General features: G+C 42.1%; 16 protein-coding genes. 2 read left to right on the top strand and 14 right to left on the bottom strand.

The window, feature by feature from the left end; translation table 11 throughout:
* Positions 1-15: 15 nt before the first annotated feature.
* From BQ5338_RS01710 to BQ5338_RS01685, 6 genes are all read right to left on the bottom strand, one after another.
* Positions 16-4,287, bottom strand: a complete 4,272-nt coding sequence (locus BQ5338_RS01710) for a hybrid sensor histidine kinase/response regulator transcription factor (RefSeq protein WP_071145101.1) — start codon at positions 4,285-4,287, stop codon at positions 16-18.
* A 103-nt stretch (positions 4,288-4,390) separates the two neighbouring features.
* Entirely contained in the window at positions 4,391-5,044 is a 654-nt protein-coding gene (locus tag BQ5338_RS01705) for a hypothetical protein (RefSeq protein WP_071145100.1), read from the bottom strand.
* A gap of 19 nt (positions 5,045-5,063) precedes the next feature.
* Positions 5,064-5,561, bottom strand: a complete 498-nt coding sequence (locus BQ5338_RS01700; protein WP_071145099.1) for an RNA polymerase sigma factor — start codon at positions 5,559-5,561, stop codon at positions 5,064-5,066.
* 101 nt (positions 5,562-5,662) lie between these two features.
* Positions 5,663-6,553 carry a vitamin B12 dependent-methionine synthase activation domain-containing protein gene (locus BQ5338_RS01695; RefSeq protein WP_071145098.1) on the bottom strand — a complete coding sequence of 297 codons (891 nt, stop codon included), beginning with the start codon at positions 6,551-6,553 and terminating at the stop codon, positions 5,663-5,665.
* Positions 6,550-7,893 (bottom strand): dihydroorotase, encoded by a 1,344-nt coding sequence (locus BQ5338_RS01690; RefSeq protein ID WP_071145097.1) that lies wholly within the window; start codon positions 7,891-7,893, stop codon positions 6,550-6,552. Before BQ5338_RS01690 ends, BQ5338_RS01695 begins: the two co-directional genes overlap by 4 nt.
* Positions 7,890-8,633 (bottom strand): polyprenol monophosphomannose synthase, encoded by a 744-nt coding sequence (locus BQ5338_RS01685; protein ID WP_071145096.1) that lies wholly within the window; start codon positions 8,631-8,633, stop codon positions 7,890-7,892. Before BQ5338_RS01685 ends, BQ5338_RS01690 begins: the two co-directional genes overlap by 4 nt.
* Positions 8,634-8,759: 126 nt before the next feature.
* On the opposite strand from BQ5338_RS01685, the gene mfd reads away from it, so the two are divergent.
* Positions 8,760-12,128, top strand: a complete 3,369-nt coding sequence (gene mfd, locus BQ5338_RS01680) for a transcription-repair coupling factor (RefSeq protein WP_071145095.1) — start codon at positions 8,760-8,762, stop codon at positions 12,126-12,128.
* Between the two features lie 606 nt (positions 12,129-12,734).
* Here mfd and BQ5338_RS01675 read toward each other — a convergent pair.
* From BQ5338_RS01675 to BQ5338_RS01640, 8 genes are all read right to left on the bottom strand, one after another.
* The gene (locus BQ5338_RS01675; RefSeq protein WP_071145094.1) at positions 12,735-14,585 is read right to left on the bottom strand and encodes a YgiQ family radical SAM protein; all 1,851 of its coding nucleotides are present in this window, start codon (positions 14,583-14,585) and stop codon (positions 12,735-12,737) included.
* Positions 14,586-14,640: 55 nt separating this feature from the next.
* Positions 14,641-14,856: a sulfurtransferase TusA family protein gene (locus BQ5338_RS01670; protein ID WP_071145093.1), complete on the bottom strand. Its 216-nt coding sequence runs from the start codon at positions 14,854-14,856 to the stop codon at positions 14,641-14,643.
* Positions 14,853-15,176 carry a hypothetical protein gene (locus BQ5338_RS01665; RefSeq protein WP_071145092.1) on the bottom strand — a complete coding sequence of 108 codons (324 nt, stop codon included), beginning with the start codon at positions 15,174-15,176 and terminating at the stop codon, positions 14,853-14,855. Before BQ5338_RS01665 ends, BQ5338_RS01670 begins: the two co-directional genes overlap by 4 nt.
* A gap of 105 nt (positions 15,177-15,281) precedes the next feature.
* Positions 15,282-18,197: a golvesin C-terminal-like domain-containing protein gene (locus BQ5338_RS01660; protein ID WP_071145091.1), complete on the bottom strand. Its 2,916-nt coding sequence runs from the start codon at positions 18,195-18,197 to the stop codon at positions 15,282-15,284.
* 172 nt (positions 18,198-18,369) lie between these two features.
* Entirely contained in the window at positions 18,370-20,361 is a 1,992-nt protein-coding gene (locus BQ5338_RS01655; protein ID WP_071145090.1) for a glucosamine-6-phosphate deaminase, read from the bottom strand.
* 125 nt (positions 20,362-20,486) lie between these two features.
* Positions 20,487-21,293, bottom strand: coding sequence for an amidohydrolase (locus tag BQ5338_RS01650; protein WP_071145089.1), 807 nt, complete (start codon positions 21,291-21,293; stop codon positions 20,487-20,489).
* A gap of 22 nt (positions 21,294-21,315) precedes the next feature.
* Complete coding sequence (locus tag BQ5338_RS01645; RefSeq protein ID WP_071145822.1) at positions 21,316-21,873, bottom strand: 1-acyl-sn-glycerol-3-phosphate acyltransferase; 558 nt, start codon at positions 21,871-21,873, stop codon at positions 21,316-21,318.
* A 13-nt stretch (positions 21,874-21,886) separates the two neighbouring features.
* Positions 21,887-22,156: a hypothetical protein gene (locus BQ5338_RS01640; RefSeq protein WP_071145088.1), complete on the bottom strand. Its 270-nt coding sequence runs from the start codon at positions 22,154-22,156 to the stop codon at positions 21,887-21,889.
* Between the two features lie 270 nt (positions 22,157-22,426).
* Between BQ5338_RS01640 and BQ5338_RS01635 the strand changes: the two genes are divergently transcribed.
* The gene (locus BQ5338_RS01635) at positions 22,427-24,073 is read left to right on the top strand and encodes a diphosphate--fructose-6-phosphate 1-phosphotransferase (RefSeq protein WP_071145087.1); all 1,647 of its coding nucleotides are present in this window, start codon (positions 22,427-22,429) and stop codon (positions 24,071-24,073) included.
* Positions 24,074-24,146 lie beyond the last annotated feature (73 nt).

The following is a 24,146-nucleotide window of genomic DNA, read 5'->3' as shown; positions in this document are numbered from 1 at the left end:
AAAAGGAAAGGAGGATTATTGAAAATTATCAGCCTCGTTAGGCAGAAAAGAGAGAATAGTACTAGGTAACATACCAAATTCTTTTTGAAAGCAACGAGAAAAATATTTTGGATCGTTGAACCCCACTTCATAGGCTATTTCTGAAATATTAAGATTCTTTGTCACCTTATTGACTTGTACTAAATCCCATGCTTTTCTGAGCCTATAAGTGCTGATAAACTTAACGCTCGGTTGCCCTACTAAATTTTGTAGCTTTTGGTTTAGCAAGGTTTTGCTGATGCCCATGGCCGAAGCAAAGTTAGTTACTTCAAAATCCGGGTTCTTATAATTCTCTTCCACTACGGAAAGAATAGAAGTCATGAATTTACTGTCACGTGATTCTTCATCAATCTGCAATGTTACCGGATCAAACTGTAAAGCAAAACGAGTTTGGTTCTGTTTGCGACTATTGAAAATATTCCGAATACGCACGATCAACAACTCTTCGTCGAATGGTTTTTCCAGATATTCATCTACACCCACCCGATAACTCTCAAGTCGCACCTCTTCAGAAATTTTGGCCGTTAGAATTAATAAAGGAATGTGAGAAGTAGCCAAATTTTCTTTTACTCGCTTAGAAAATTCCATTCCATCCATCACAGGCATCATCAGATCAGTCACGATAAAATCAACAGTATTGCTTTCCAATATTGTTAGCCCTTCAGCACCATTCCCGGCTTCTAAGATATGGTATTCCGATGAGAGAATAGAACGTACATAGATGCGCATATCGGCGTTATCCTCTACGATTAAAATTGTGGGTAACACGCCTGGTTTCTTGCTTGTGTTTGCCTCTTCCTGATCTTTCACCATTAGCTCATCAGTTTTTTCAACTGGTAATAGATGGTTGGTCGGCGTAACTTGTTCTTCAACGTCATAATCAGGTTGCAAGGGCAAGATAACTCGTACTGAAGCACCTTCACTGTGATTGTTGCGTGCATAGATGATACCACCATGTTGTTGAACGATGCGCTTGCAAAGATATAATCCGATTCCCGTTCCACTTTGCCCGTAAACAGGGAACTTAACGTGTTGCTTTGACTGGTAGAAGCGGTCGAAAATGCGGGTTAAGTCTTTCTCTAAAATACCCACTCCGGAATCGGAGACAGCGATATAAAGAGTTTCTATCCCTTCGGCACTGATGTATGAATAGAGATAAACTGACACCGATCCACCATTGGAGGTGAATTTTATAGCATTCGACAACAGGTTGATTAACATTTTGCGTATCCATTCTTCATCATAAAAATAATGCGAATGTTCCAAACGAATCATCTTACGAATATTGATGTTTCGTTCTTTTGCAAAAGCGATAAAGGGTAGCAGCATGTTATCAATGAAAGAGAGCAAGTTATTACTCTTTTTGGTGATGGTGATTTTGCCGGATTCTACTTTGCGGAAATCAAGTAACTGATTAACTAAAGCCAAAAGTGATTTCGAATTTCTCTCAACAATGTTTAGTTGTTCTATAACCACCGGATTATTACTTAACTTCAATGCTCGATCTATAGGTCCCATTATTAGAGTAATAGGAGTACGAAATTCATGTGTTATATTCGTAAAGAAAGATATTTTATCAGCGGTAATCTCTTGAATTTTTTTAGAGAGCTCCACTAATTGTTTTTTCTGCTGTGTGAGCAGTTCGTTTTGCTGTGAAAGTACTCCCATTTTCTCCTCTAACGTTAAGGTTCTCTCTTTAACCTTCTCAGTCAAGATACGTCTCTGTTCTTTATAGGAAGCGATTCTACGCTGGTAGAAATAAACGGCAGCCAAACCAATAGCAAACAATACGATTAGGAAGAACCACCATGTTTTATAGAAGAAAGGGGCAATATTGATGGAGAGTTCAGTTACTTCACTATTTTCGGGATGCAGATAATCTAAGACCTTCACCTCAAAAGTATACTTGCCAGACCGTAAGTTGGTATAGCTGGCAAAATGCCGCTTGGCATCCGTTTCTATCCAATCATTATCAAATCCCTTTAAGCGATAGAGATATCTTAAGTTATCGGCACTTTCAAAATTGAGTGCAGAGAATTCAATTGAAAAGGATTTATCACGTTCGTGTAGAGAAAGCTTATTGGCCCATGCTATGTTGTACTTTAAATACTTATTATTTCCTTGTACGATGTTTTCATTTAGAATGGACAAATTGGTAAAGACGACTTTATGTTTCTCTACCTTTGATGGTTTGAGTACACCTTCTATCCCTATCATGCCATTCAGACAACCAAAATAAAGGATTCCACTCTTCGATTTGCAATAAGCATTCCAATAAAACTGATCGGATAATAGACCATCTGCCTCAGAGTAGTTGGTAAAGCTTCTGTTTTTGATATTGTAACGAGAGAGGCCAAAATTGGTGCTTAGCCAGAGGTTACCGGATTTATCATCCAAAATACCAAAGATAGTATTGTCTGGTAAACCGTTTTTAGTAGTCAAATTAGAGAATACATAGGGATACTTAGCGTCAGATTCCAATTTGTACATGCCGTAACCATTACTACCCAACCAGATTGTACCTTGCCTATCTTCAAAAATGCAATTAATTTTCTCTATCAGGCGAGTTTCTTGATTGTCCAGCTTGTATTCCATGTAGCGGTATCGGATATCAGAACGACGTTTGGCAAAGGAGAATAAGTTGACAACGATCAGGCCGTGGCGTGTACCTATCCACAAGCGAGATTTACTGTCAATGAGCATACCAACCATTGAGTTATTGGAAAACTTATCTGTAGGTAAGCTTATATTCAAAAAACTTTGGCGCGCCAAGTCAAAGAAGCTCAAACCATCGGATGTACCTACCCAAATGCCGTTATTCAATTTATCGAAAGCTAATGTCCCCACAAAATCGTTTTTGAGAGCACTATTTTCTACATCATAGCGTCTAAAAGAGGCATTAGCTGAGAGATTGTTTAAATTGAGGACACTGATACCATGTCCCCACGTGCCTATCCATAGTTGGTTGCGATTGTCTTGCGTAAAGGCGCAAACAGAGTTGTGGCTTAAGCTGTTTGGATTACTTGGTTGATGAGTGAAATGGATGAAATCTTCCGTACCTTTTTTTCGTAAGCTAAGCCCTCCTTCTATATTCCCTATCCATAGATTGTCACGATCGTCTTCAAATATTGCATTGACAGGATTATCTGCTAACGATACCTGATCGTAACGATGATGCATATAAGTTTGCATTTGTAAGTTACGGTTAACCATTTTGTTCAATCCGCCAATTTCGGTGCCTATCCACATAATATTCCCATCGGAATACAGACAATTGATGAAATTACAGTTAATGGTTTTGTCGGATGACTCTCCGGTATAGATGATACGCACAAAGCCATCGGTTATCGGGTCATAAAAATTTAATCCTTTGAGTGTGCCTACTACCAACTCCTTTTTGTGCGTCAAAGCTAAATCGGTGATGTAGCTTTGGCTCAATGAACCTGTTTTCTCTTCTATAGACTGGTAACATTTGTATTTATTGTTCTGAAGATTGTAGCGATATAAACCACGATTAGTCCCTATCCAAATATCTTCATCTCTTAAACAGAAACAATGTATGCGGGTAGCTGCGTCAAAAAGCTGCTTGGGAAACGCTTGCTTCAGAGAAAGTTTGTTGGATGCTCTTTTTCTCACCACATATACGTTACGGTTGTAGCCCACCCACATTTCATTATTTATCTCTTTCAATGCTGTGATAGGGGCAGAGTGCCTTTCATAAGTTGAGTAAAGCGGTATGAATTTGCTCACTTTACCCTCTCCATCGAAAGAAAGCATAAATAAGTTATCTTGTGTAGCCAGCCAAATACATCCATTATGATCTTTACGAACAAAATAGACCGCAGATTGCATTAACTCATCTGTTTGAAAAGCTGATAGATCGATAAGCTCTAGCGTGTTCGTTTTCAGATTAAGCACTTCAACCCCTGCTTCTGAAACAATCCAGAGGCGGTTAAAATCATCTTCGCATACCTGATTAATGAAATTATTTTTCAATTTTACCCCATTGGACGAAATGTTGTAATGAGTAAAACTATATCCGTCGTATCGCGAAAGTCCATTTTGGGTAGAGAGCCATAGAAATCCGCGACTATCTTTGTAAATATTATCGATAAAATTGTGAAGTAAGCCATCTTTTATGGTTATCGCCGAAAAGTTATACTGATCCATCAACTTGCGCGATGATATTTGGGCATCGCCAAGTAGACAGACAGCAAGAAATATAACCAGTAGAAGAACCTTTCTCATAAATAGATTTAGATAAAGATAAGGTATAATAACCGGAGATATAAATAACACAGAGTACACCGTTTTTACGAAGAGTAAAGAAATACGCTTTTCAATGAAGTGATTATGTTTCTTCGGTGTTGTTTGGTGTCTCTGCGTTATTTAGTCCTTTTAACTCATCAATGTTCCTTTTTATAGCGTCAAGATGGTTATATATTAGTTTCTTGTAGACGAAGTAGATGATAATAACATCCATAATAACTAGTAGTGAAATGGTTATGATTTGAAACATGTATGAATGATTATACAATCCCATCGTCCAGTAGTATAATGCCGTAAACGATACGGCCCATACGGATATGGCAACCACTTCATACTTCATCCACCGACTAAACTTATTCATGCGTTCGGCTACAACAAGAATAGGCATTTCATCTATCTTGGTATTTTTGCTCCATAAGTAGGTTTTAAAGTCCCATCCTATACCGGCAATGAGTGTAAGGCCAAAAAACAAGCAAAGGATGGTCGATTGCTTTTTAGTATCATTATCGGATAGAACAGAAGGCAATATGCACCATAATAGAACAACAATTGCAATAGCTATTATACCTACAGCAATGGAAAATCTCTGCCAGCCGGTAATCTTCCTTATACTATTGCTTGTGCCGCTTTTGTATTTGGAAATCAGGCTAGTCAGCTCATCTTCGTCAATCAGCTTGTCCTTCTGTAGTCGTTCATCCAGTGCATTCCACGATTTTTTCAAATCATCCAATTCCATATAGCTAATTATTTTGTTGTTATTGGTTGTTCTGTTTCATCTTCTTCAGCTTATCCTTAATCCGACTTAGCTTGGTGGCCACGTTAGTCACGGTTAATCCGGTTATCTCTGCAATTTCCTCGTAGTTTTTTTCTTCGAGGTAGAGCAAAATGATGGACTTATCAAGTTGGCCTAACTGACTGATTAACAGATACAGTTCTTTGAGCATAACCTGTAATTCGTCTTGCTCTTCGGTCATCCATTCAGTTTCATTTTGTGTCAGAGTCACTATCTCCGGTATATTCTTTTCCTTTCGGATGAAACTGATGCAAGTGTTTAAAGCAATTCGATAGATCCATGTAGAAATCTTACATTCATGTCTGAACTTAGGATAAGCTTTCCATAAGTTGATAGTCACTTCCTGATAAAGATCGTTGAGCGTTGCATTCTTTGTGGTATAAAGGTAGCAGACCTTGTAAATGACCCGCTCGTACTCCTTGATTACCGACACGAACTCTCGTTCTACATTCACATTCATTTCTTTCAGATTCCTTTTAGTAGGTTAGTCGTTGTCGGCTTATAAAAATCACAGAGTTGCGCCCTTTTTAATTCATTGGGTTTATTTCACGCTCTTTTTGCTTAAAGGCTGAGATTAGCAGCCAGAAACTTCTTTGTTTCTTCCACGCTCATGCCTCGTCTGCCAGCATAGTCGGCTAGCTGATCTTCACCTATTTTGCCAACAGTAAAATAGTGAGAGGCCGGATGAGAGAACATCATACCACAAACCGAAGCGTGCGGATACATTGCACCGTTTTCGGTGAGGCTGATGCCTATTTGGCTCATGTCTAGCACATCATTGAGCAAAAAGTTTACAGATTGGTCGGGTAGGGAAGGGTATCCCACAGCAGGTCGTATACCTTGGTATTTCTCCAACATAAGATCCTTCATCGATAAGTTTTCGTCTTTAGCATAGCCCCAAACCTCTTTGCGTACATATTCGTGCATTTTTTCAGTAGCAGCTTCGGCCAAACGGTCGGAAAGTGTTTGCACGAGAAGATGCTTATAGGGATCTTTTTCGTATAAGCCTTCCATATCAGCATCAATACATGCAGCAAAAACGCCTACAGTGTCAGTGATACCCGATGAGAGTGGACGCACAAAGTCGCTCAAACAAAGGAAAGGACTATTATCTTTCTTTTTCGTCTGCTGACGTAATAGCGGAAATGTAGTTCCGTCAATGATGAGGTTATCGCCGTCTCCATTGGCCGGACAGAGTTTAACCAGCGTTTTTACCTCGAAATCTTCATCCAGTTCATCGAGCATGCGATTGGCTTCTTTAAATAGTTGCATGGCCTCGGATGCTTTTTCTCGTTCATCTTCAGGAAAATTAGTGAGCCATGAAGCCCGACAAGAGTCACATCCATCAATATCGGCAATGGCGGCAAATCTTGGTTGAAAGCCCCATGCGTGGAAAAAATAGATCCAATTAACGTAAGAAGCTACTTGATGTATTTTATAAGTTATTATCATCTAAATCTGAGTTGTTGTCCGCGGTAGTTCTCATCTACTCGCCCTTCGGAATAAACCAAATGACCGTTGACAAAGGTTTTGTCTACCTTCCAATCAAAGGTTCTGCCTTCCAGTGGACTCCATTGGCATTTGCTTAAGATGGAATCTTTGGTTAGCTCCCACTTATTGTTGGGGCGCACAAGTACGAGGTCGGCCTGATATCCGGGGCGGATGTATCCGCGGTGGTTAATACTATAAATATCGGCAGGTGCGTGGCACATTTTTTCTACTATTTTTTCGATAGTAAACACACCTTCATTAACTAGCTGGAGCATGCTGACCAACGAAAATTGCACCATAGGCATTCCCGAAGTGGCTTTTAATGCACCTCCTTCTTTTTCGCTAAGCAGATGCGGGGCATGATCAGTGGCAATAACATCAATCAATCCAGAGTTGACTGCATTTCTGAGAGCCTCACGATTGCCTTTGAGTTTGATCGCAGGATTGCATTTGATGCGTGTGCCCAGTGTGGTATAGTCTGCTGAAGTGAATAGCAGGTGGGGTATGCAAGCTTCTGCGGTAATCTTTTTTTCTGCCAACGGTTTGTTTTCAAACAAGCTGAGTTCTTTTTCCGTAGATATGTGCAGAATGTGTAAGCGTGCACCTGTTTGTTTTGCTAGCTTTACAGCTAGTTTAGAGGATTGATAACACGCTTCAATAGAACGAATGAGGTGGTGATAGCGTACCGACAAGTCTACAACATCACTATATTTTTTTTTGTATTTCTCAATGTTAGCTTTAATAATCTCCTGACTTTCACAGTGGGTAGCGATGAGCAGGTCAGTATCCGAGAATATCTTCATTAAGCTTTTCATTCGTTCTACTAACATGTTTCCTGTGCTTGAGCCCATGAATAGCTTGATACCGCATACTTTGTGAGAGTCTAAGTGCTCAAAGAATTTATAATTGGTGTTGGTAGCACCAAAATAGCAAGAGTAGTTGATTACAGATTTTCTAGCCATCAGTTCGAACTTATCATTGAGAGTATCAATGGTTGTAACGAGCGGGTTCGTATTTGGCATGTCCATGATAGAAGTAACTCCTCCGGCGGCGGCGGCACTACTTTCGGTTGATATGTCAGCTTTATGTGTCAACCCCGGATCGCGAAAATGTACATGGTCGTCAATGATCCCTGGCAGCAAATAGCAACCCGAAGCATCAATTGTTTCATTACAAGGTGAAGTTGGCTCTTGTTCCGCAGTCAATAGTTCGATAATCTTTTCATTTTCTATTACTACAGAGCCTTCAATACTTTTCCCTTCGTTTACGATTATGGCATTCTTGATGAGTGTTCGTTTCATTTCTTCTGTGGGTATTTATAGAACCAACTATTTATTTTCAATTTAATCACTCCGAACACGGCCTCTCCAAAGATGCTGCTGTCCATCTTTGATGTTCCTAGTTCTCGGTTCACAAAGATGACTGGCACTTCCACCACGTTGAAGCCACATTTGAAAGCGGTGAACTTCATTTCTATTTGAAAGGCATAACCTTTAAAGCGGATGGCGTCGAGGTCAATTGTTTCGAGCACCTGTCGGCGATAACATTTGAATCCTGCTGTTGTGTCGTGCACTGGTAGTCCGGTGATGATGCGTACATACTTCGAGGCAAAATAAGACATCAGTACACGTCCCATAGGCCAGTTTACTACATTTACTCCGCTGACGTAACGAGAGCCGATAGCCACATCTCCACCCTCTTCATTACAGGCTTTATACAGTCGAGGCAGATCATTGGGACTGTGCGAGAAGTCTGCATCCATTTCGAACACATACTCATAATCACGCTTCAGTGCCCATTTGAATCCGGTAATATAAGCTGTACCCAACCCTAGTTTACCTTTTCGCTCCATCATAAACAGTCGTTCGGGAAATTCTTGTTGCAGAGTCTTTACTATTGCTGCGGTTCCATCTGGTGAACCGTCTTCTATAACAAGAATATGAAAAACTTTTTCAAGCTCAAAAACGGTACGGATGATATTCTCGATATTTTCCCGTTCATTGTAAGTAGGAATGATAACAATGCTATCCGATGTTTGCATATAAGGAGTTTTGTTAATTTCAGAAACAAAAGTAGCGTTTTTCCTGTACTTATAAAATATTGGGCAATAAAACTAAGGATAATTTAGTACTTTTGTCGCCTAATTAGCTTTTGATAGTATCGAACGATGACAATTACGCAACTGCAACAACAATACGCTGCTCATCCGAACACGGAAGCAGTGAACAAACTGCTGAAAGATTCTTCTATAAAACATCTTTTTTGCGGAGGACTATGCGCTTCCGCAGCCTCCTTCTTCTCGACAACATTAGTGCAACGCATTGCTGATCCTTTCGTTTTTGTGTTGGGTGACCTCGAAGAAGCAGGTTATTTTTATCATGATCTTACGCAAGTGTTGGGTGCAGAAAATGTTCTGTTCTTCCCTTCATCTTTTCGAAGGGCTGCGAAGTACGGGCAGAAAGATGCTGCTAACGAAATTTTGCGTACCGAAGTTCTCAGCCGTTTGCAGAAAGGAGATACCTCACTTTGCATTGTGACCTATCCGGATGCATTGGCCGAGAAAGTTGTTTCTCGTAAGAATCTAAAAGATAAAACATTGAAACTTAGCTTGGCTGAGCGTGTAGATACAGGATTCATTACCGATGTGTTGAATAGTTATGGATTTGAGTACGTGGATTATGTGTATGAGCCGGGACAATATGCTGTTCGCGGTAGCATTATCGATGTGTTCTCTTTTTCGTCCGAATATCCTTTTCGTATTGATTTCTTTGGTGATGAAGTGGAAAGTATCCGTACGTTTGAAGTCGAATCGCAATTGTCGAAAGAAAAGAAGGAGAACATTGTGATTGTGCCCGATTTGGGTTTGGCAAATGATGGAGATACCTCCTTCCTTGATTTTATTCCTGCCAACACGATATTGGCTATGCGCGATTTTCTTTGGGTACGCGAGCGCATACAGGCAGTGCACGATGAGGCTTTAACCCCACAGGCTATTCTTTCCCAAGAGAGTGAAGAGGGCGGTGGATTCAACCTCGAAGGCAAGTTGATTGATGGCAGTGAGTTTACCGTTCGGACACTCGATTTTCGCCGCATAGAGTTTGGCAATAAACCTACCGGAACACCGGATGCCAGCATTACCTTCAATGTTGCTGCACAGCCTATCTTTCACAAGAATTTCGATATGGTAGCCGATTCATTCAATGATTTTTTAGAGAATGGCTACACCCTTTATATTTGTAGCGACAGCACAAAGCAGACAGATCGCATTCGTTCTATCTTTGAAGATAGAGGAGATAAAATTTCCTTTATCGGAGTGGAACGTACTTTGCACGAAGGTTTTGCCGACCATGCGTTGAAGATGTGTGTCTTTACTGATCATCAGTTGTTCGATCGTTTTCATAAATACAATCTTAAGAGTGACAAAGCACGTTCGGGTAAGGTGGCTTTGTCGCTTAAGGAGTTGAATCAATTTACACCTGGCGACTTTGTGGTGCACACTGATCATGGAGTAGGGCGTTTTGCAGGCTTGGTACGCATGCCTAACGGTGACACAACGCAGGAGGTCATTAAACTTGTTTATCAGAATGAAGACGTCGTTTTTGTATCCATTCATTCGTTACACAAAGTTTCAAAATATAAAGGTAAAGAGGGCGAAGCACCCCGACTAAATAAGTTGGGTACGGGTGCTTGGGAAAAGCTCAAAGAGCGTACTAAGTCGAAAATTAAAGATATTGCGCGCGACTTGATCAAGCTTTACTCACAACGACGTGATGAGAAGGGTTTTGCCTACAGTCCCGATAGTTTTTTGCAGCGCGAACTCGAAGCTAGCTTCATCTACGAAGATACCCCGGATCAGGGGAAGGCCACAGCCGATGTGAAGAAAGATATGGAACGGGATGTCCCGATGGATCGCTTAGTTTGTGGTGATGTAGGCTTTGGTAAAACGGAAATTGCTATTCGTGCTGCTTTTAAGGCAGTGGCCGATAATAAGCAGGTAGCCGTACTGGTCCCTACTACTGTGTTGGCTTATCAACATTATCAGACTTTTCGCGAGCGCTTGAAAGAACTTCCCTGTAGAGTCGATTACTTGAGTCGTGCCCGTACCTCTACTCAGGTCCGCTCTATTCTTAAAGGCTTGAAAGAGGGGGAAGTAAATATACTTATCGGCACGCACCGCATATTGGGTAAGGATGTAGAATTTAAAGACTTAGGTTTACTCATCATTGATGAAGAACAGAAATTTGGTGTGAGCGTAAAAGAGAAACTCCGCCAGTTGAAGGTCAACGTAGATACGCTTACCATGACTGCAACACCCATTCCCCGTACTCTGCAGTTCTCATTGCTTGGTGCACGAGATCTGAGTGTGATTTCTACTCCGCCGCCCAACCGGTACCCTATACAAACTGAACTGCATACGTTTAACGAAGATGTGATAACCGATGCCATCAATTTCGAGATGAGCCGCAACGGACAGGTGTTTCTTGTCAACAATCGTATCTCTAATTTGCCTGAACTGAAAGCGATGATTCTTCGTCATATTCCCGATTGTCGCATTACTATCGGATACGGACAAATGGAACCGGCTGAATTGGAACAGGTGATTTTTGGCTTTGTGAATTATGACTTTGATGTACTTATTGCCACTACCATCATTGAGAGCGGCATCGATATTCCCAATGCGAACACTATTATCATTAATCAGGCGCAGAACTTCGGCTTGAGCGACCTGCATCAGATGCGCGGACGTGTGGGACGTAGCAACAAGAAAGCTTTTTGTTATCTGTTGGCTCCTCCGCTTTCCGGACTTACGCCCGAAGCCCGTCGACGCTTGCAGGCTATCGAAAACTTTAGTGATTTGGGTAGTGGCATACACATTGCCATGCAAGACCTTGACATTCGTGGAGCGGGTAACATGCTCGGAGCCGAACAAAGTGGCTTCATTGCTGATCTCGGTTACGAAACTTATCAGAAGATATTGACTGAAGCAGTACACGAGTTGAAGACCGACGAATTTGCCGAACTGTATGCTCAAGAGATACAAACAGATGGAATCATCAGCGGTGAACAGTTTGTGGAAGAATGCACGGTAGAGAGTGATTTGGAATTGCTTTTGCCCGCTGCTTATGTAACGGGTAGTAGCGAACGTATGCTACTTTATCGCGAACTCGATAAGTTAACGCTCGACTCCGATGTGGCTGCTTTCCGTGCCCGTCTTGAAGATCGTTTCGGTCTTATACCTCCCGAAACAGAAGAATTGCTTCGTATTGTTCCACTTCGTCGCTTGGCAGCCAAGCTTGGCGCGGAAAGAGTTTTCCTCAAAGCAGGTCGTATGACACTCTTCTTTGTTTCCAATTCTGAAAGTCCCTACTTTCAGAGTGCAGCTTTCGGCAAGGTTATTAGTTATATGATGGCCTATACCCGTCGTTGTGATTTACGCGATCAGAACGGCAAACGCTCTATAGTGGTGAAATCTGTAACGAATGTAGAGACTGCCGTTAGTGTGTTGCAGGAAATTACTGCTATGGAGGCTTCTTAGTTCTTTGTCTGATAGCACATGCTTCGAGCTTAAGCCATTAAAATTCAAAACTAGCAGATGAAGTTTTTTAAAATTAGCTAATGCTTAGCCAAGTTTCTATTCTTGCTTTTTTGCGGTAAGTCAAAAAAGCAAGAATAGAAGAGCCAACTTCCAAGTTTCTTGTTTCTAATTACTTCAATGATGATATTGGGAAGATGAGAAACCAACCTGCAATAAGTTCACTTCTCGTTTGGGGTTACTTCCATGGTAATCCTCGTAACGAGCAATCCAACTTGCAGAGTTTAGGCTCAATCGCTTGCTTAACGCTGCGTCCACCTCCTTCGCCTTATATTCGGCTTTAGTGAGGAGAATGACGTTACTTTGCTTGGGGTATTAGCGAAGGTCTAGGTAGGCCATGCGCTTGCTCGGAATCGTATGGTGCTGGTATGTACCGTTTCAACAGAACGGTGCAGTTGCCTCAAGAGGACCGTTGAGTTGATGGAAGAGAGCCGTTCTGTTGCTTAGAAAGAACGGTTCTGTTAGTTTTATTGCATCGTGCGGATTTTTTAACAATTGAAAACTTTGGGGTAAGCAGTTCTGTGAAAAAGATAATTCTACTTTCTCTGCTTATCGTTTTCCGTAAAGCTTATCAATCAAATCTTGGCGTGAGAGCTTCTTTAGCTCATTGATGATGTTTCGTCGTTCTTCGGGCTTGTACCAGAAGAAGAATTGCCGCTGCGCCAACTTTTCACGGGGAGTTTTGGCACTGAAGACCGGCTCCAACGTATAGGGATGGTAGCCTGTATACCAAGCCTCGGTGGCTACGGTCATGGGGGTAGGAGTAAAATCCTGCACCTGCTCCAGATGGAAATCCAATTGCTTGGTAGCGATAGCGAGTTCGGCCATATCTTCCTCTTTGCATCCGGGATGGCTACTGATGAAATAGGGGATGAGTTGCTGACGCAGGTTCTGTTCGCTATTGATGCGATCGAAGATCTTCTTGAAAGCTCCGAATTGCTCAAAGGAGGGTTTACGCATGATGTAGAGTACAGCATCGCTGGTATGTTCGGGTGCAACTTTGAGCCGTCCACTAACGTGATTGGCGATTAGTTCGCGTGTATATTCCGCTGTGCTACGGTTCACCTCAGCATCTTTGCTTTGGTGAAGCAATAAGTCGTAGCGTACGCCACTACCGATAAAGCTTTTCTTAATGCCGGGCATGGCATCTACGGTATGATAAATGTCGAGCAAAGGGCGGTGATCGGTGTTCAGATTGGGACATATTTTGGGATGAATGCACGATGGACGTTTGCATTTGCGGCATACAGCTTCGTCTCGTCCTCCCATCATATACATGTTGGCTGAAGGGCCACCCAGGTCGCTTAGGTATCCTTTGAAGTCGGGTAGGTTGGTGACTTCTTTTACTTCATTCAGAATGCTTTGCTTACTGCGGCTCACAATAAATTTTCCTTGGTGGGCAGAGATGGTACAAAAGGCACATCCGCCAAAACATCCACGGTGAATGTTGACAGAGAACTTAATCATGTCATAAGCAGGAATGCGCTTGTTCTTATACTTGGGGTGGGGCAGACGGGTGTAAGGCAGATCGAATGAATGATCGAGCTCCGTTTGTGTCATAGGCGGATAAGGCGGGTTGACTACAATCGTTTCACTGCCTACTTGTTGGGTAATGCGAGCTGCGGCATATTTATTACTTTCTTCTTCTATATGGCGAAAGTTAGCTGCTTGCTTCTTCTTGTCGCGCAGACACTCCTCGTGACTGTGCAGAGTAATATCTCCTTCTTCAGCACTATAGTTTGATGCTATATAGGATGTTTGCGGAATGTCTGTAAGGGTTTGCAGTAGCGCAGTGGTAGCCTGCATTTCGGGTTGAGCGGCCAGTGCTTCGTTCAGGCGGCGAGTAAACTCTATGATAGGTTTTTCGCCCATGCCATAGATTAGTAAGTCGGCTCCGCTATCGCACAAGATGCTTTTTCTTACGCTATCTTGCCAATAGTCGTAATGCGTGAGGCGGCGCATGGATGCTTCGATGCCTCCCAACACAACGGGCACGTCGGGCCAAAGTTTTTTAAGTATCTGGGTATAAACAATGCTTGGATATTCGGGACGCATGTCGGGACGCGCATCGGGAGTATAAGCATCCTCACTACGCAGGCGTTTGTTAGCTGTATATTTATTAACCATGGAGTCCATGCATCCGGCGCTGATGCCAAAGAAAAGGCGAGGACGACCTAGCTTTTTGAAATCACGCAGGTCGTCCCGCCAATTTGGTTGGGACACAATGCCTACACGCAGTCCTTCGGCTTCGAGTATGCGTCCGATCACAGCTCCACCAAACGATGGATGATCTACATAAGCGTCGCCGCTGAAAATGATTACGTCCAGTTCACTCCAGCCTCGGAGTTCCACTTCTTTCTTGGTTGTAGGCAGCCAATCGGTTAGTCTGTATTCTTTCATGAGTGCAAAGATACGGATAATTCTGCTTACATACAGCAGCTTGCTCGCTAGTCGTTCATGAAATGGTGAACTCTAAGCTCATCTGATCTCCGTCGTATATCTCCCGAAAGCCAATATTCTGTTCAGATAAATAGGCTTTCAGATCGCCAAATATATCGGTATCATTGATGATAATTTTAAGACTTTCGCCCACCTTAGCATGGCAGATGGCGGCTATAGCCGGAATTAGCGGACTGTATCTTGTCTCTTCGCAAGTATCAATCGTTTTCATGACTTGTCATCTTCTTCTGATTCATCGTCTTTGGATAGCCAACGTAAGTAGAGATGAACGAGTTGTTGTAATCCGAAGGCTTTCATATTATTATGGTAGATAACGTCAATGCAAAGGTCGAGCAGATCTTTACTGTTTTCTGTTTGTGCGGCTATCAATGAGCGGATGTTGAGTCTTAATTTCTCGAGTACGTCTTCATCTATGATTCCTGTACTATCTATGAGATGGCGGAACAGAGCATATTTTTCTATGGTTGCCAGATTCTTTTTTGAAACTTCCATGCTACGTGTGCCGGATGTATTTGCCTGTATTGTGTACATAGTGCTTCTGTTTTTTAGGTTATTACTATAGGCAAAGATATAATTTATATCGGATAATCAATAAGGAACCTATTTTCTTAACTTAATTTGTAGTTAAATTGTTTCTTAGCGGTCTGAGAAGAACTTCAGGACGGATGCCATGATGTTTGCTCTATCAGTCTCGGACTCAATGCTTTCGAATGGGAAACTGAGAACAAACGTGCGGTAATCTCCTTTGTAAGCAATACCTGCACCTTGATTACTCGGTGAATAAAGAAATACAGGGAAAGCGGGAGCCAGAGGTACGATGCAATCCGGATGACTCACAGCATAGCTTCGTTCATTGGGTAGGCGGGGAATGGTGACAGTTCGCCCTAGTCCGCTGATTTTTCCGGAGCGGTTATCTCGTAAGGAAGTCTGATAGCCGTATTTTAGTATTTTTGCTGTAAAATCACGGTTACCCTGCGAGTCGTTCATGTCGCTGCCAATGTAGGATCCACTCACCAATAGGTTACCTCCTGCCTGACAAAAGGCTGTGATCAGTCGCTGCATGGATGAGGAGAATGTCTTGTAATAAGCATTGCGTGAGGGATTGCTTTCCATATCTTCTTTCTCTAAACCAAGAATGAAATCAACGATGGGATAGCGACCCAACTGAACATTGCCACTCTCAACGGCTTCGTTGCTGCACGACACAAAACTATAGTTGCCTGCTGCTTGTATGGCTTTTCCGTGAATGAATGGATAGTCGAAGGTATTGCCTATAATCTTCATTCCTTCTAACTCACCGGTGCTGTGTCCCAGACTTCCTTTTCCTTCTTTGCCGGCTTTCTTTCGGTCAAATTCTGTTTGAACACCACTATAAGAGATATCATACAGATAAGGAACCCCCGGATCTTTTTCGAAATCGAAGCCTGCTTCGCTGGCATTATCGATTACAGCCGGTCCACTTATACGATCGAATCCGTTCACAATGAGCACTTGCCCTTTTTCACGTCTGGCTTTATAAGCCGCAAGTATCTCGGAAGGAAAACTTTCACCGCCACGGTTGACTGCGGTTACCTTGAATGAATACACCAATCCGGGTTCTATCTTTATGGTATGCGAAGAGTTATTTACCAACACACCATTATCAAAACCTCCGCGTCCTACTCTGGTGTAAACCATATACTGTTTTGGCTTTGCTGTAGGTTCCAACGGATCTTCTACCCCTTTCCAGGTCAGCGCTAAGGTGTTCTTTTTCTTTCCAAACTCAATGGCAAAGTGGCTCACGGGTAAAGGCTGAACAACATACTCTTTATCGTGCTGCGTGCACACAAAGCGGAGAATCGATTTGTATATAGAGCGCCCTACAGTGAACTTGAAGTTTGGATCGTGTCCCAGTTTCATATCAGCAAAGTTCTGATGAGCAAGCAATTCGATGATGGTAGACGGCACAGCGGGTAGGCGGGTCTCGCTGTAATTCCGATCCCACAGATGGCGTCGCGTCCATTGCACATCAAATTTCGAAGGAATATCTTGTTGTAATTGCGTTAGCATAATGTCTGCTAGGTCACGGGAAGCATAACGACTGATACCTGAACTGAGTAACCCGTCATTAGAGTTGGTAGTATAGATTCCCAATGAGCCGATGATCTTGTCTTCTTTACTAAACCCTGCATCCGTATGCAGCGCCATGGCCATTTCTAGCGGCACCCCTAATCCTTTTTGCTTAGGATTATACACAGAACCGCCTGATAGATAGTTGATAGTGTTGGCACGTGCATTAATATCGTCTACATAGTCGTTGGAGCCTTTTCGGCCTCCATATACTTCATACGGCATTCCATTCCACTGGGCAGCATAACGTGCACCTTCCAGATAGCGAGGTAATCCACTGATGCTGCCTCCACGAGCGATGTTGCCCATTCCGCCTCCAAAACGTACGCCATCGGCGCATACCACACCTTTTTCTTTACTCTCATTACTCAAGGCCACCATGCCGTAGTCGTAATTACCTTTATCAAACTCGAATGTACCTAGATACACCCATGTGCCACCTCCTATCTTTTGATTGACTTTAAATTCCGTTACCCCACCTTTATGAAATACAAGATATTTGGCGTCACTCACGCTATTGGGGAGCGTCTGATAGGATATGTATACCGCATAACTTCCTGTTTCGGGTATGTCCGGTACCCACTCGGCAAAAGCTTTTTCTTTTTTCCTCTCGGTTTGTGCATAACGGGCAGTACCTGCAATAAATGGATTTTCTCCATCATTGTAGATTCGTTTTTTCTGGGCGAATCCTAGTGCATCGGTGGTTTCCCAACGTGCTTTGCGACTTTTTATTTCCAGATACATAGAACCGCCTCGCTGACTATCATTGTCTACTATCACCTCATTTTTCTGTGTATCTCTTTCGCGAGGGGTAAAGATATTGGCTCCCGCATTCTCGAGCATTGGGATGACATAAGGCAGAATGAAGGATTGCGTGAATTGGTCCTCAGTGGTAGAGAATAGTCGTGGACGTTGCCAACCCCATTCTTTTTTCTCGTTGATATAATACTTCCCGTGACTTTGCCACAAGGCGATATGCCGATCGCTAAGTCCCCGATTAATATCATACGGGCGCGAAGCATTGGTAACCCATGCTGCACCTGTGTAGTCTATATTCTCATATAAGCGAGATTTATCTTTCTTGTTTTTTCGGTATAGATTAGGAATCAACTCATCAATAGGTTTACCATCGGTAATCACCGTCATGTCGAAAAAACAGACCGGGCCCGGTAGGAGTTGTTTCAGTTGACGATAAATACCCTCTGTTATTTCGGGTAGAAAAGGTTGGTAGGCGAAATTGTTATTGGCATAAATCAATAACTTCTTTCGGTTGTAGTCAATCCTGAAACTGTCTAGTTGGCAAGTTCCGATATTGGTTGAAGAACAAGTATATTGTCTGAAAAAGTTTTTTAATCGTTCGGAGGAGTTTTTCTCCACATCCTGAGCCAGAGTATGATTGGCAAAAAGTAACGTTAGAATGGAAAATAAGACTAATCTTTTCATGTTTTGCAATTATAATGCAAAAGTATCAGTTAAGAACTGAAAAATGAAAGTTGATAGGTTAAAAAAATACAGATTACACAAATAGCTCAGATCATTTTCTTCTTTTACAAGAAATCTGAGCTATCGGTGTGATCTGTGTTCAATAATAGGTTAGGATAATTATCCTCTGTTTTTACAATGGCATATATTCTACAAAAGCTTCCATTGCTTCGTAAGAAGCCAGTCCCAAGCTATCGTACAATGCAGCTGTGCCGTGATTACGGTCTTCACTACGTTGCCAGAATAAGCGTTCGTCATTGCCCATAAATGGCGCACTCTCCATCTGTGATTGATGTTTCAGAATTGAATTTCGTTTGGCGCGCAACTCTTCCGGACTGATAGGAACGACCATTTCTATATTTTCTATTTCCCATTCAGCCCATGCACCCCGATACATCCAGATGCGGCATTCTTTCAACCATTTTGCTCCTGCTTCTTTTTCCAAATCAATGGCAGCAAACACAGCATCAGTACAAACCCGATGAGTTCCGTGTGGGTCGGCTAAGTCTCCTGCTACAAATATCTGATGAGGTTTTACTTCCTGAAGCAGTTTTTGAACGATGAGAACATCCGCTTCACTGATTGGATCTTTCTGTATTTTACCTGTCTCGTAGAAAGGTAAATCGAGGAAGTGACAACGATTTAGCGGAATATTGTTATACGTACAAGCTGTGCGTGCTTCACCCCGACGAATCAATCCTTTGATGGTTAAGATATCACGTGTGTCGATATCTCCGTCTTTTTTATCTTGCAATACGTCACGGATTTCGGCATACTTCTCTGTGATAACTTTATCTTCACTGTTGATAAATAACTGGTTGAACCCATTAATGAAATGAAGGAAACGTACTACCTCTTCATCTCCTACAGCAATGTTTCCTGAAGTTTGATAAGCGACGTGCACTTCATGCTTCTGTTCCACGAGGCGTCTGATTGTTCCACCCATCGAAATCACATCGTCGTCAGGATGTGGTGAAAAAACGATGATGCGTTTGGGATAAGGTTTTGCCCGTTCAGGACGATAAGTATCGTCTGCATTCGGTTTACCTCCGGGCCATCCGGTGATGGTGTGCTGCAAGTCATTGAATATCTTAATATTCACGTTATAAGCAGAACCATACAAAGCCAATAATTCGCTCAAGCCATTTTCGTTATAGTCTTTGTTGGTTAGTTTTAATATTGGTTTTCCGGTTAGCGAACAAAGCCATGCAATGGCACTGCGGATCAGCTTATCGTTCCACTCGCAAGCAGTGACCAGCCATGGACGATGAATACGAGTAAGATTAGCTGCAGCCGAAAGATCTATTGCCACTTGTGCATTGTTGTGCGTCTGCAAATAAGATGCCGGTATGGTATCTATCACAGCTCCTTCCACACATTCCTTGATCATGCCTGCTTTATCTTCTCCCCATGCCATCAGTAAGACTTTCTTAGCAGCAAGGATGGTCGATACTCCCATTGTGATGGAACTTACAGGCGTACTTTCTATGCTTCCAAATGTTTTTGCCGCTTCATCGCGAGAGGCGTTGTCGAGCAAGATCAATCTGGTAGCAGAGTTTAGACGCGAACCCGGTTCATTGAACGCGATGTTACCTACACGTCCGATGCCCAATAGTACAATGTCAATACCTCCAAAGCTCTCGATGCGTTGTTCGTAAAGGCGGCAATATTCAAAAATGGTATCTTTGGCAATGGTGCCGTCGGGTGTGAAAATGTTCTGTTTGTCAATGTCTACATGATCCAGAAGCATCTCTTTTAGCGCATTAAAGTTGCTATTTATAGCATCCGGACTAAGTGGATAATATTCGTATAGATTAAATACGATTACGTTGCGGAAACTAAGGTTCTCTTCTTTGTGCAAGCGAATCAATTCGGAATAGACATTGCGCGGAGAGGTTCCACCCGTGAGTGCCAGCACGCAAAAGCGTCCTGCTTTTTGTTTTTCGCGAATGACTTGGGCTATTTCGTTTGCAACGTGTTTAGCCCCTTCTTCTACAGATTCATAAATGTCTGTAGGAATTTTCTCAAATCGGGTTAATACCGATTTCTCAAATGCATTCTCAGGTCTGTAGTATCTGGGGGAGACCCTGTTGAGAGTGATTTGAGAACTAAGATTTGTCTTCATAAGTTCCTTTAAGTTATGTTAGATTAAAGTCGTGTGACTGTTTTCAACGACAAATATACAAAAGATGTTTGTTATGAAAACGTCTTCTCTAGCATATTGTTGTAGGAGGAAGATGCTTTTAACATTTAAAGACTTTCGGACGAATTTTCTAATTGGAAGCTATCGGCGTCTTTCCATGCAGGGAACTTTTCTCGGAATTGTTGCAGTGAATGGAGGTTCATTTTTGTGTTAGAGATGTGCTCTTCATTATCAGGAATGGATGTAAGAGCTTCACCTTTAGCCGAGTAGAGAATGCTTCCTCCATCGTAATGAACTCCGTTGCCATCAACACCTATGCGGTTTACTCCACATACGTAGCTCATATTTTCCAGTGCCCTTGCTTTCAGTAATGCGTTCCACACGTGCCGGCGAGAAGCAGGCCAATTGGCTACGTATATAAGTAGGTCGTATTCGTTATTTCTATTTCTGCTCCATACAGGGAAACGCAGGTCGTAGCAAACTAGTAGACAGATGTTCCATCCATGATAAGAGACGATCAGTCTTTTATTGCCGGGAGAGAACGAATCATACTCGCCACCCATCCGAAAAAGGTGGCGTTTATCGTAGTAATAAGAATCTCTTTCTGGAGTAAGAAAGAACGCACGGTTATAATAGATAGAAGGGCCATCTGATGCGATATAACTGCCTGCGATGGCCATATCATATTCGTTGGCCCAGGATTGTAGTGTAGTGATTGTTCTTCCGGTGATGGGTTCGCCAAGGGAACGGCTTTGCATGCTGAAACCTGTAGAAAACATTTCGGGTAATATAACAAGATCCGTTTCTCCGCGGAGTTTTTGCAACTTACCGCGGAGCATACGGAGATTTTCTTCTTTGTTCTGCCAAACAATGTCTGTTTGCAGTATTGATATTCTTAGTTGATCGTAAGGCATCGTCTTGTTGCGCTATGGAGAATTATTCGATCTTTCCTATAGAGAAATTTTCAGGATGCTTACCTGTGAATTGCGTATAGTATAACTTAATTTCTCGCATATCTTTATCCAGATCGCCCGAGGGAAAGATAGACTTCTCGGCAGTGATTGTTTTTGTTTGATAGTCAATGGCTACCAAAACAATAGGAATCTGTGCCTTTAAAGCAATGTAATAAAATCCTTTTTTCCAATTTGGATTGGCTTTTCGGGTGCCTTCCGGAGTGATGGCCAAGTGAAATCTTTCACTATTGGCAAAGTGCGCTACCATTTGATCTACCAATGATGATTTGCGTCCTCTGTCAACCGGAATGCCGCCTACTGCCCTAAAGAAAATGCCAACAGGAAAGAAAAACCACTCTTTTTTCATCATGAAGCTTGTTTTCTTCCCAATGGTTCCGTAGAAAAGTTTGCCTATAAACAGATCCCAATTGGTAGTATGGGGTGCAGCGCAAACAATGCATTTTTCAAACTCGAGTGCGGTTGCTTTTTCTTTCCATCCCAATATGCGGTGATAGATAAAACCGTAGATTGCCTTTCTCATGCTAACTTTTTCTTCAGTTAAGTTTTCCAATTGCGTCAATGATATCATTGACTTTAGCGTTGAAGTCTTTGCGGAAATTCCTATAGAATCCTTTTACGTTTCCCGGTTCAGTGTGGCTGATGCGACTGATAAAATCATCTTGAACTTTCAGAATGTTCAACATTAGCTCATCGGCTTTTGTCTTATCAGTGCCCGGTATGCAGTTTACGCTTACTACGCATTCACTGAATAATTCGCCAATGATATAGTTTACATTCTTTTTCAGTTCTCTTCTGCTTGCCATAATCTTTACGTTTTATGTGATTGATTAAAAATATAATTCGGTAAAGATAGAGACTTTCTTCGGTTTAGGCGAATGTTTGTTGTTTTTTTAACAGCCTTGCTTAGCTGTGATATGCCATCTGTGTATTGCAAATTGTTTGTGTTGTATACCTTTTATTGTGCGAATATTCTGTTTTGAGTCGTTCAAGCTTTTATAATCCAGAAAAAAAAGCGAAATTTGCCAAAGTATTTTAGATGGAACTTACTAACCCCTTTAAATAAAATAGAAAAGATGACTAAAAGTGCATTGCAAATTGCAAGGGCTGCATATCAGCCTAAGCTTCCCAAAGCTTTGAAAGGACCTGTCAAAGTGAGCGAAGGTGCAGCAACACAATCTGTGGCCGATCAAGAGGCTATCAAACAATTATTTCCTAATACATATGGAATGCCGCTGATTCAATTCGTGGAATCTGCAGAGGCTGCTAACTTCTCTGCATTCAATGTCGGCGTAATTCTATCTGGTGGACAAGCTCCCGGTGGGCATAATGTTATTTCCGGCTTATTTGATGGCATTAAGAAACTAAATGCCGAGAGTAAACTTTATGGCTTTATTCTTGGCCCCGGCGGGTTGGTTGACCATAATTATATGGAACTGACTGCTGACATCATTGATGAATACCGCAACACGGGAGGTTTTGATATTATTGGTTCGGGTCGTACAAAGCTGGAAACTGAGGATCAGTTTGACAAAGGCTATGAAATTTTGAAGCAACTAGACATTAAAGCACTTGTGATTATCGGCGGAGATGATTCAAATACAAACGCTTGTGTATTGGCTGAATATTATGCAGCTAAGAAATATGGCGTACAGGTAATTGGTTGCCCGAAAACGATTGATGGTGACTTGAAGAATGAGATGATTGAAGCCTCTTTTGGTTTTGACACTGCTTGCAAAGTTTACTCTGAAGTAATTGGGAACATTCAACGCGACTGTAACTCGGCACGTAAGTACTGGCACTTTATTAAGTTGATGGGACGCTCTGCTTCTCATATCGCTTTGGAATGTGCGCTGCAAGTACAACCCAATGTTTGTTTGGTATCTGAAGAAGTAGAAGCAAAAGATATGTCTTTGGATGATGTTGTTGCATACATTGCTCAGATTGTAGCCAATAGAGCTGCTCAAGGCAATAACTTCGGTACCGTTTTGATTCCGGAAGGCTTGATTGAATTTATTCCAGCCATGAAAAATTTGATTTCGGAGCTGAATGACTTTTTAGCTGTTAATGCTGAAGAGTTCTCTCACATTAAGAAATCTCACCAACGTGATTATATCATCTCTAAGCTGTCTAAACCTAATGCTGATATTTATGCAAGTCTGCCTGAAGGTGTGGCTCGTCAGTTAACCTTAGATAGAGATCCTCATGGAAATGTGCAGGTTTCATTGATCGAGACAGAGAAATTGTTGTCTGAAATGGTCGGAACCAAACTTACACAGTGGAAAGCTGAAGGTAAGTTCGTTGGCAAGTTTGCAGATCAACACCACTTCTTCGGTTATGAAGGACGTTGTGCAGCTCCTTCTAATTATGATGCTGACTACTGTTATTCTTTGGGCTATACAGCTTCAATGCTGATTGCCAATGGAAAAACGGGTTACATGTCGTCTGTTAGGAATACAACAGCTCCTGCAGCAGAATGGATTGCAGGTGGTGTGCCCATCACAATGATGATGAATATGGAACGTCGTCATGGCGAGATGAAATCAGTGATACAAAAAGCATTGGTGAAACTTGATGGTGCTCCGTTTAAGGCATTTGTTGCGCAGCGTGACAATTGGGCTATTGAAACAGCTTATGTTTACCCGGGTCCTATACAGTATTTCGGCCCGACGGAAGTTTGCGATCAGCCTACAAAGACTTTGCAATTAGAACAAGCTAAATAATTTATCGATACTAAGTAGCCGGTAACAAGTTGAAATAATTTAGCTTGTTACCGGTTCTTATATTACTACTTTC

The sequence above is a fragment of the Bacteroides ihuae genome (assembly GCF_900104585.1).
Classification (GTDB): Bacteria; Bacteroidota; Bacteroidia; order Bacteroidales; family Bacteroidaceae; genus Bacteroides; species Bacteroides ihuae.
This window is presented reverse-complemented; position numbering and strand designations above follow the sequence as displayed.

Coding starts and splice junctions, on each gene's coding strand:
- BQ5338_RS01675 (WP_071145094.1), bottom strand. CDS start 14,585: ATGAAAGAATACAGACTAACCGATTGGCTGCCTACAACCAAGAAAGAA.
- BQ5338_RS01700 (WP_071145099.1), bottom strand. CDS start 5,561: ATGAATGTGAATGTAGAACGAGAGTTCGTGTCGGTAATCAAGGAGTAC.
- BQ5338_RS01650 (WP_071145089.1), bottom strand. CDS start 21,293: ATGCCTTACGATCAACTAAGAATATCAATACTGCAAACAGACATTGTT.
- BQ5338_RS01635 (WP_071145087.1), top strand. CDS start 22,427: ATGACTAAAAGTGCATTGCAAATTGCAAGGGCTGCATATCAGCCTAAG.
- BQ5338_RS01640 (WP_071145088.1), bottom strand. CDS start 22,156: ATGGCAAGCAGAAGAGAACTGAAAAAGAATGTAAACTATATCATTGGC.
- BQ5338_RS01695 (WP_071145098.1), bottom strand. CDS start 6,553: ATGATAATAACTTATAAAATACATCAAGTAGCTTCTTACGTTAATTGG.
- BQ5338_RS01670 (WP_071145093.1), bottom strand. CDS start 14,856: ATGAAAACGATTGATACTTGCGAAGAGACAAGATACAGTCCGCTAATT.
- BQ5338_RS01655 (WP_071145090.1), bottom strand. CDS start 20,361: ATGAAGACAAATCTTAGTTCTCAAATCACTCTCAACAGGGTCTCCCCC.
- BQ5338_RS01690 (WP_071145097.1), bottom strand. CDS start 7,893: ATGAAACGAACACTCATCAAGAATGCCATAATCGTAAACGAAGGGAAA.
- BQ5338_RS01665 (WP_071145092.1), bottom strand. CDS start 15,176: ATGTACACAATACAGGCAAATACATCCGGCACACGTAGCATGGAAGTT.
- BQ5338_RS01645 (WP_071145822.1), bottom strand. CDS start 21,873: ATGAGAAAGGCAATCTACGGTTTTATCTATCACCGCATATTGGGATGG.
- BQ5338_RS01685 (WP_071145096.1), bottom strand. CDS start 8,633: ATGCAAACATCGGATAGCATTGTTATCATTCCTACTTACAATGAACGG.
- mfd (WP_071145095.1), top strand. CDS start 8,760: ATGACAATTACGCAACTGCAACAACAATACGCTGCTCATCCGAACACG.
- BQ5338_RS01705 (WP_071145100.1), bottom strand. CDS start 5,044: ATGGAATTGGATGATTTGAAAAAATCGTGGAATGCACTGGATGAACGA.
- BQ5338_RS01660 (WP_071145091.1), bottom strand. CDS start 18,197: ATGAAAAGATTAGTCTTATTTTCCATTCTAACGTTACTTTTTGCCAAT.
- BQ5338_RS01710 (WP_071145101.1), bottom strand. CDS start 4,287: ATGAGAAAGGTTCTTCTACTGGTTATATTTCTTGCTGTCTGTCTACTT.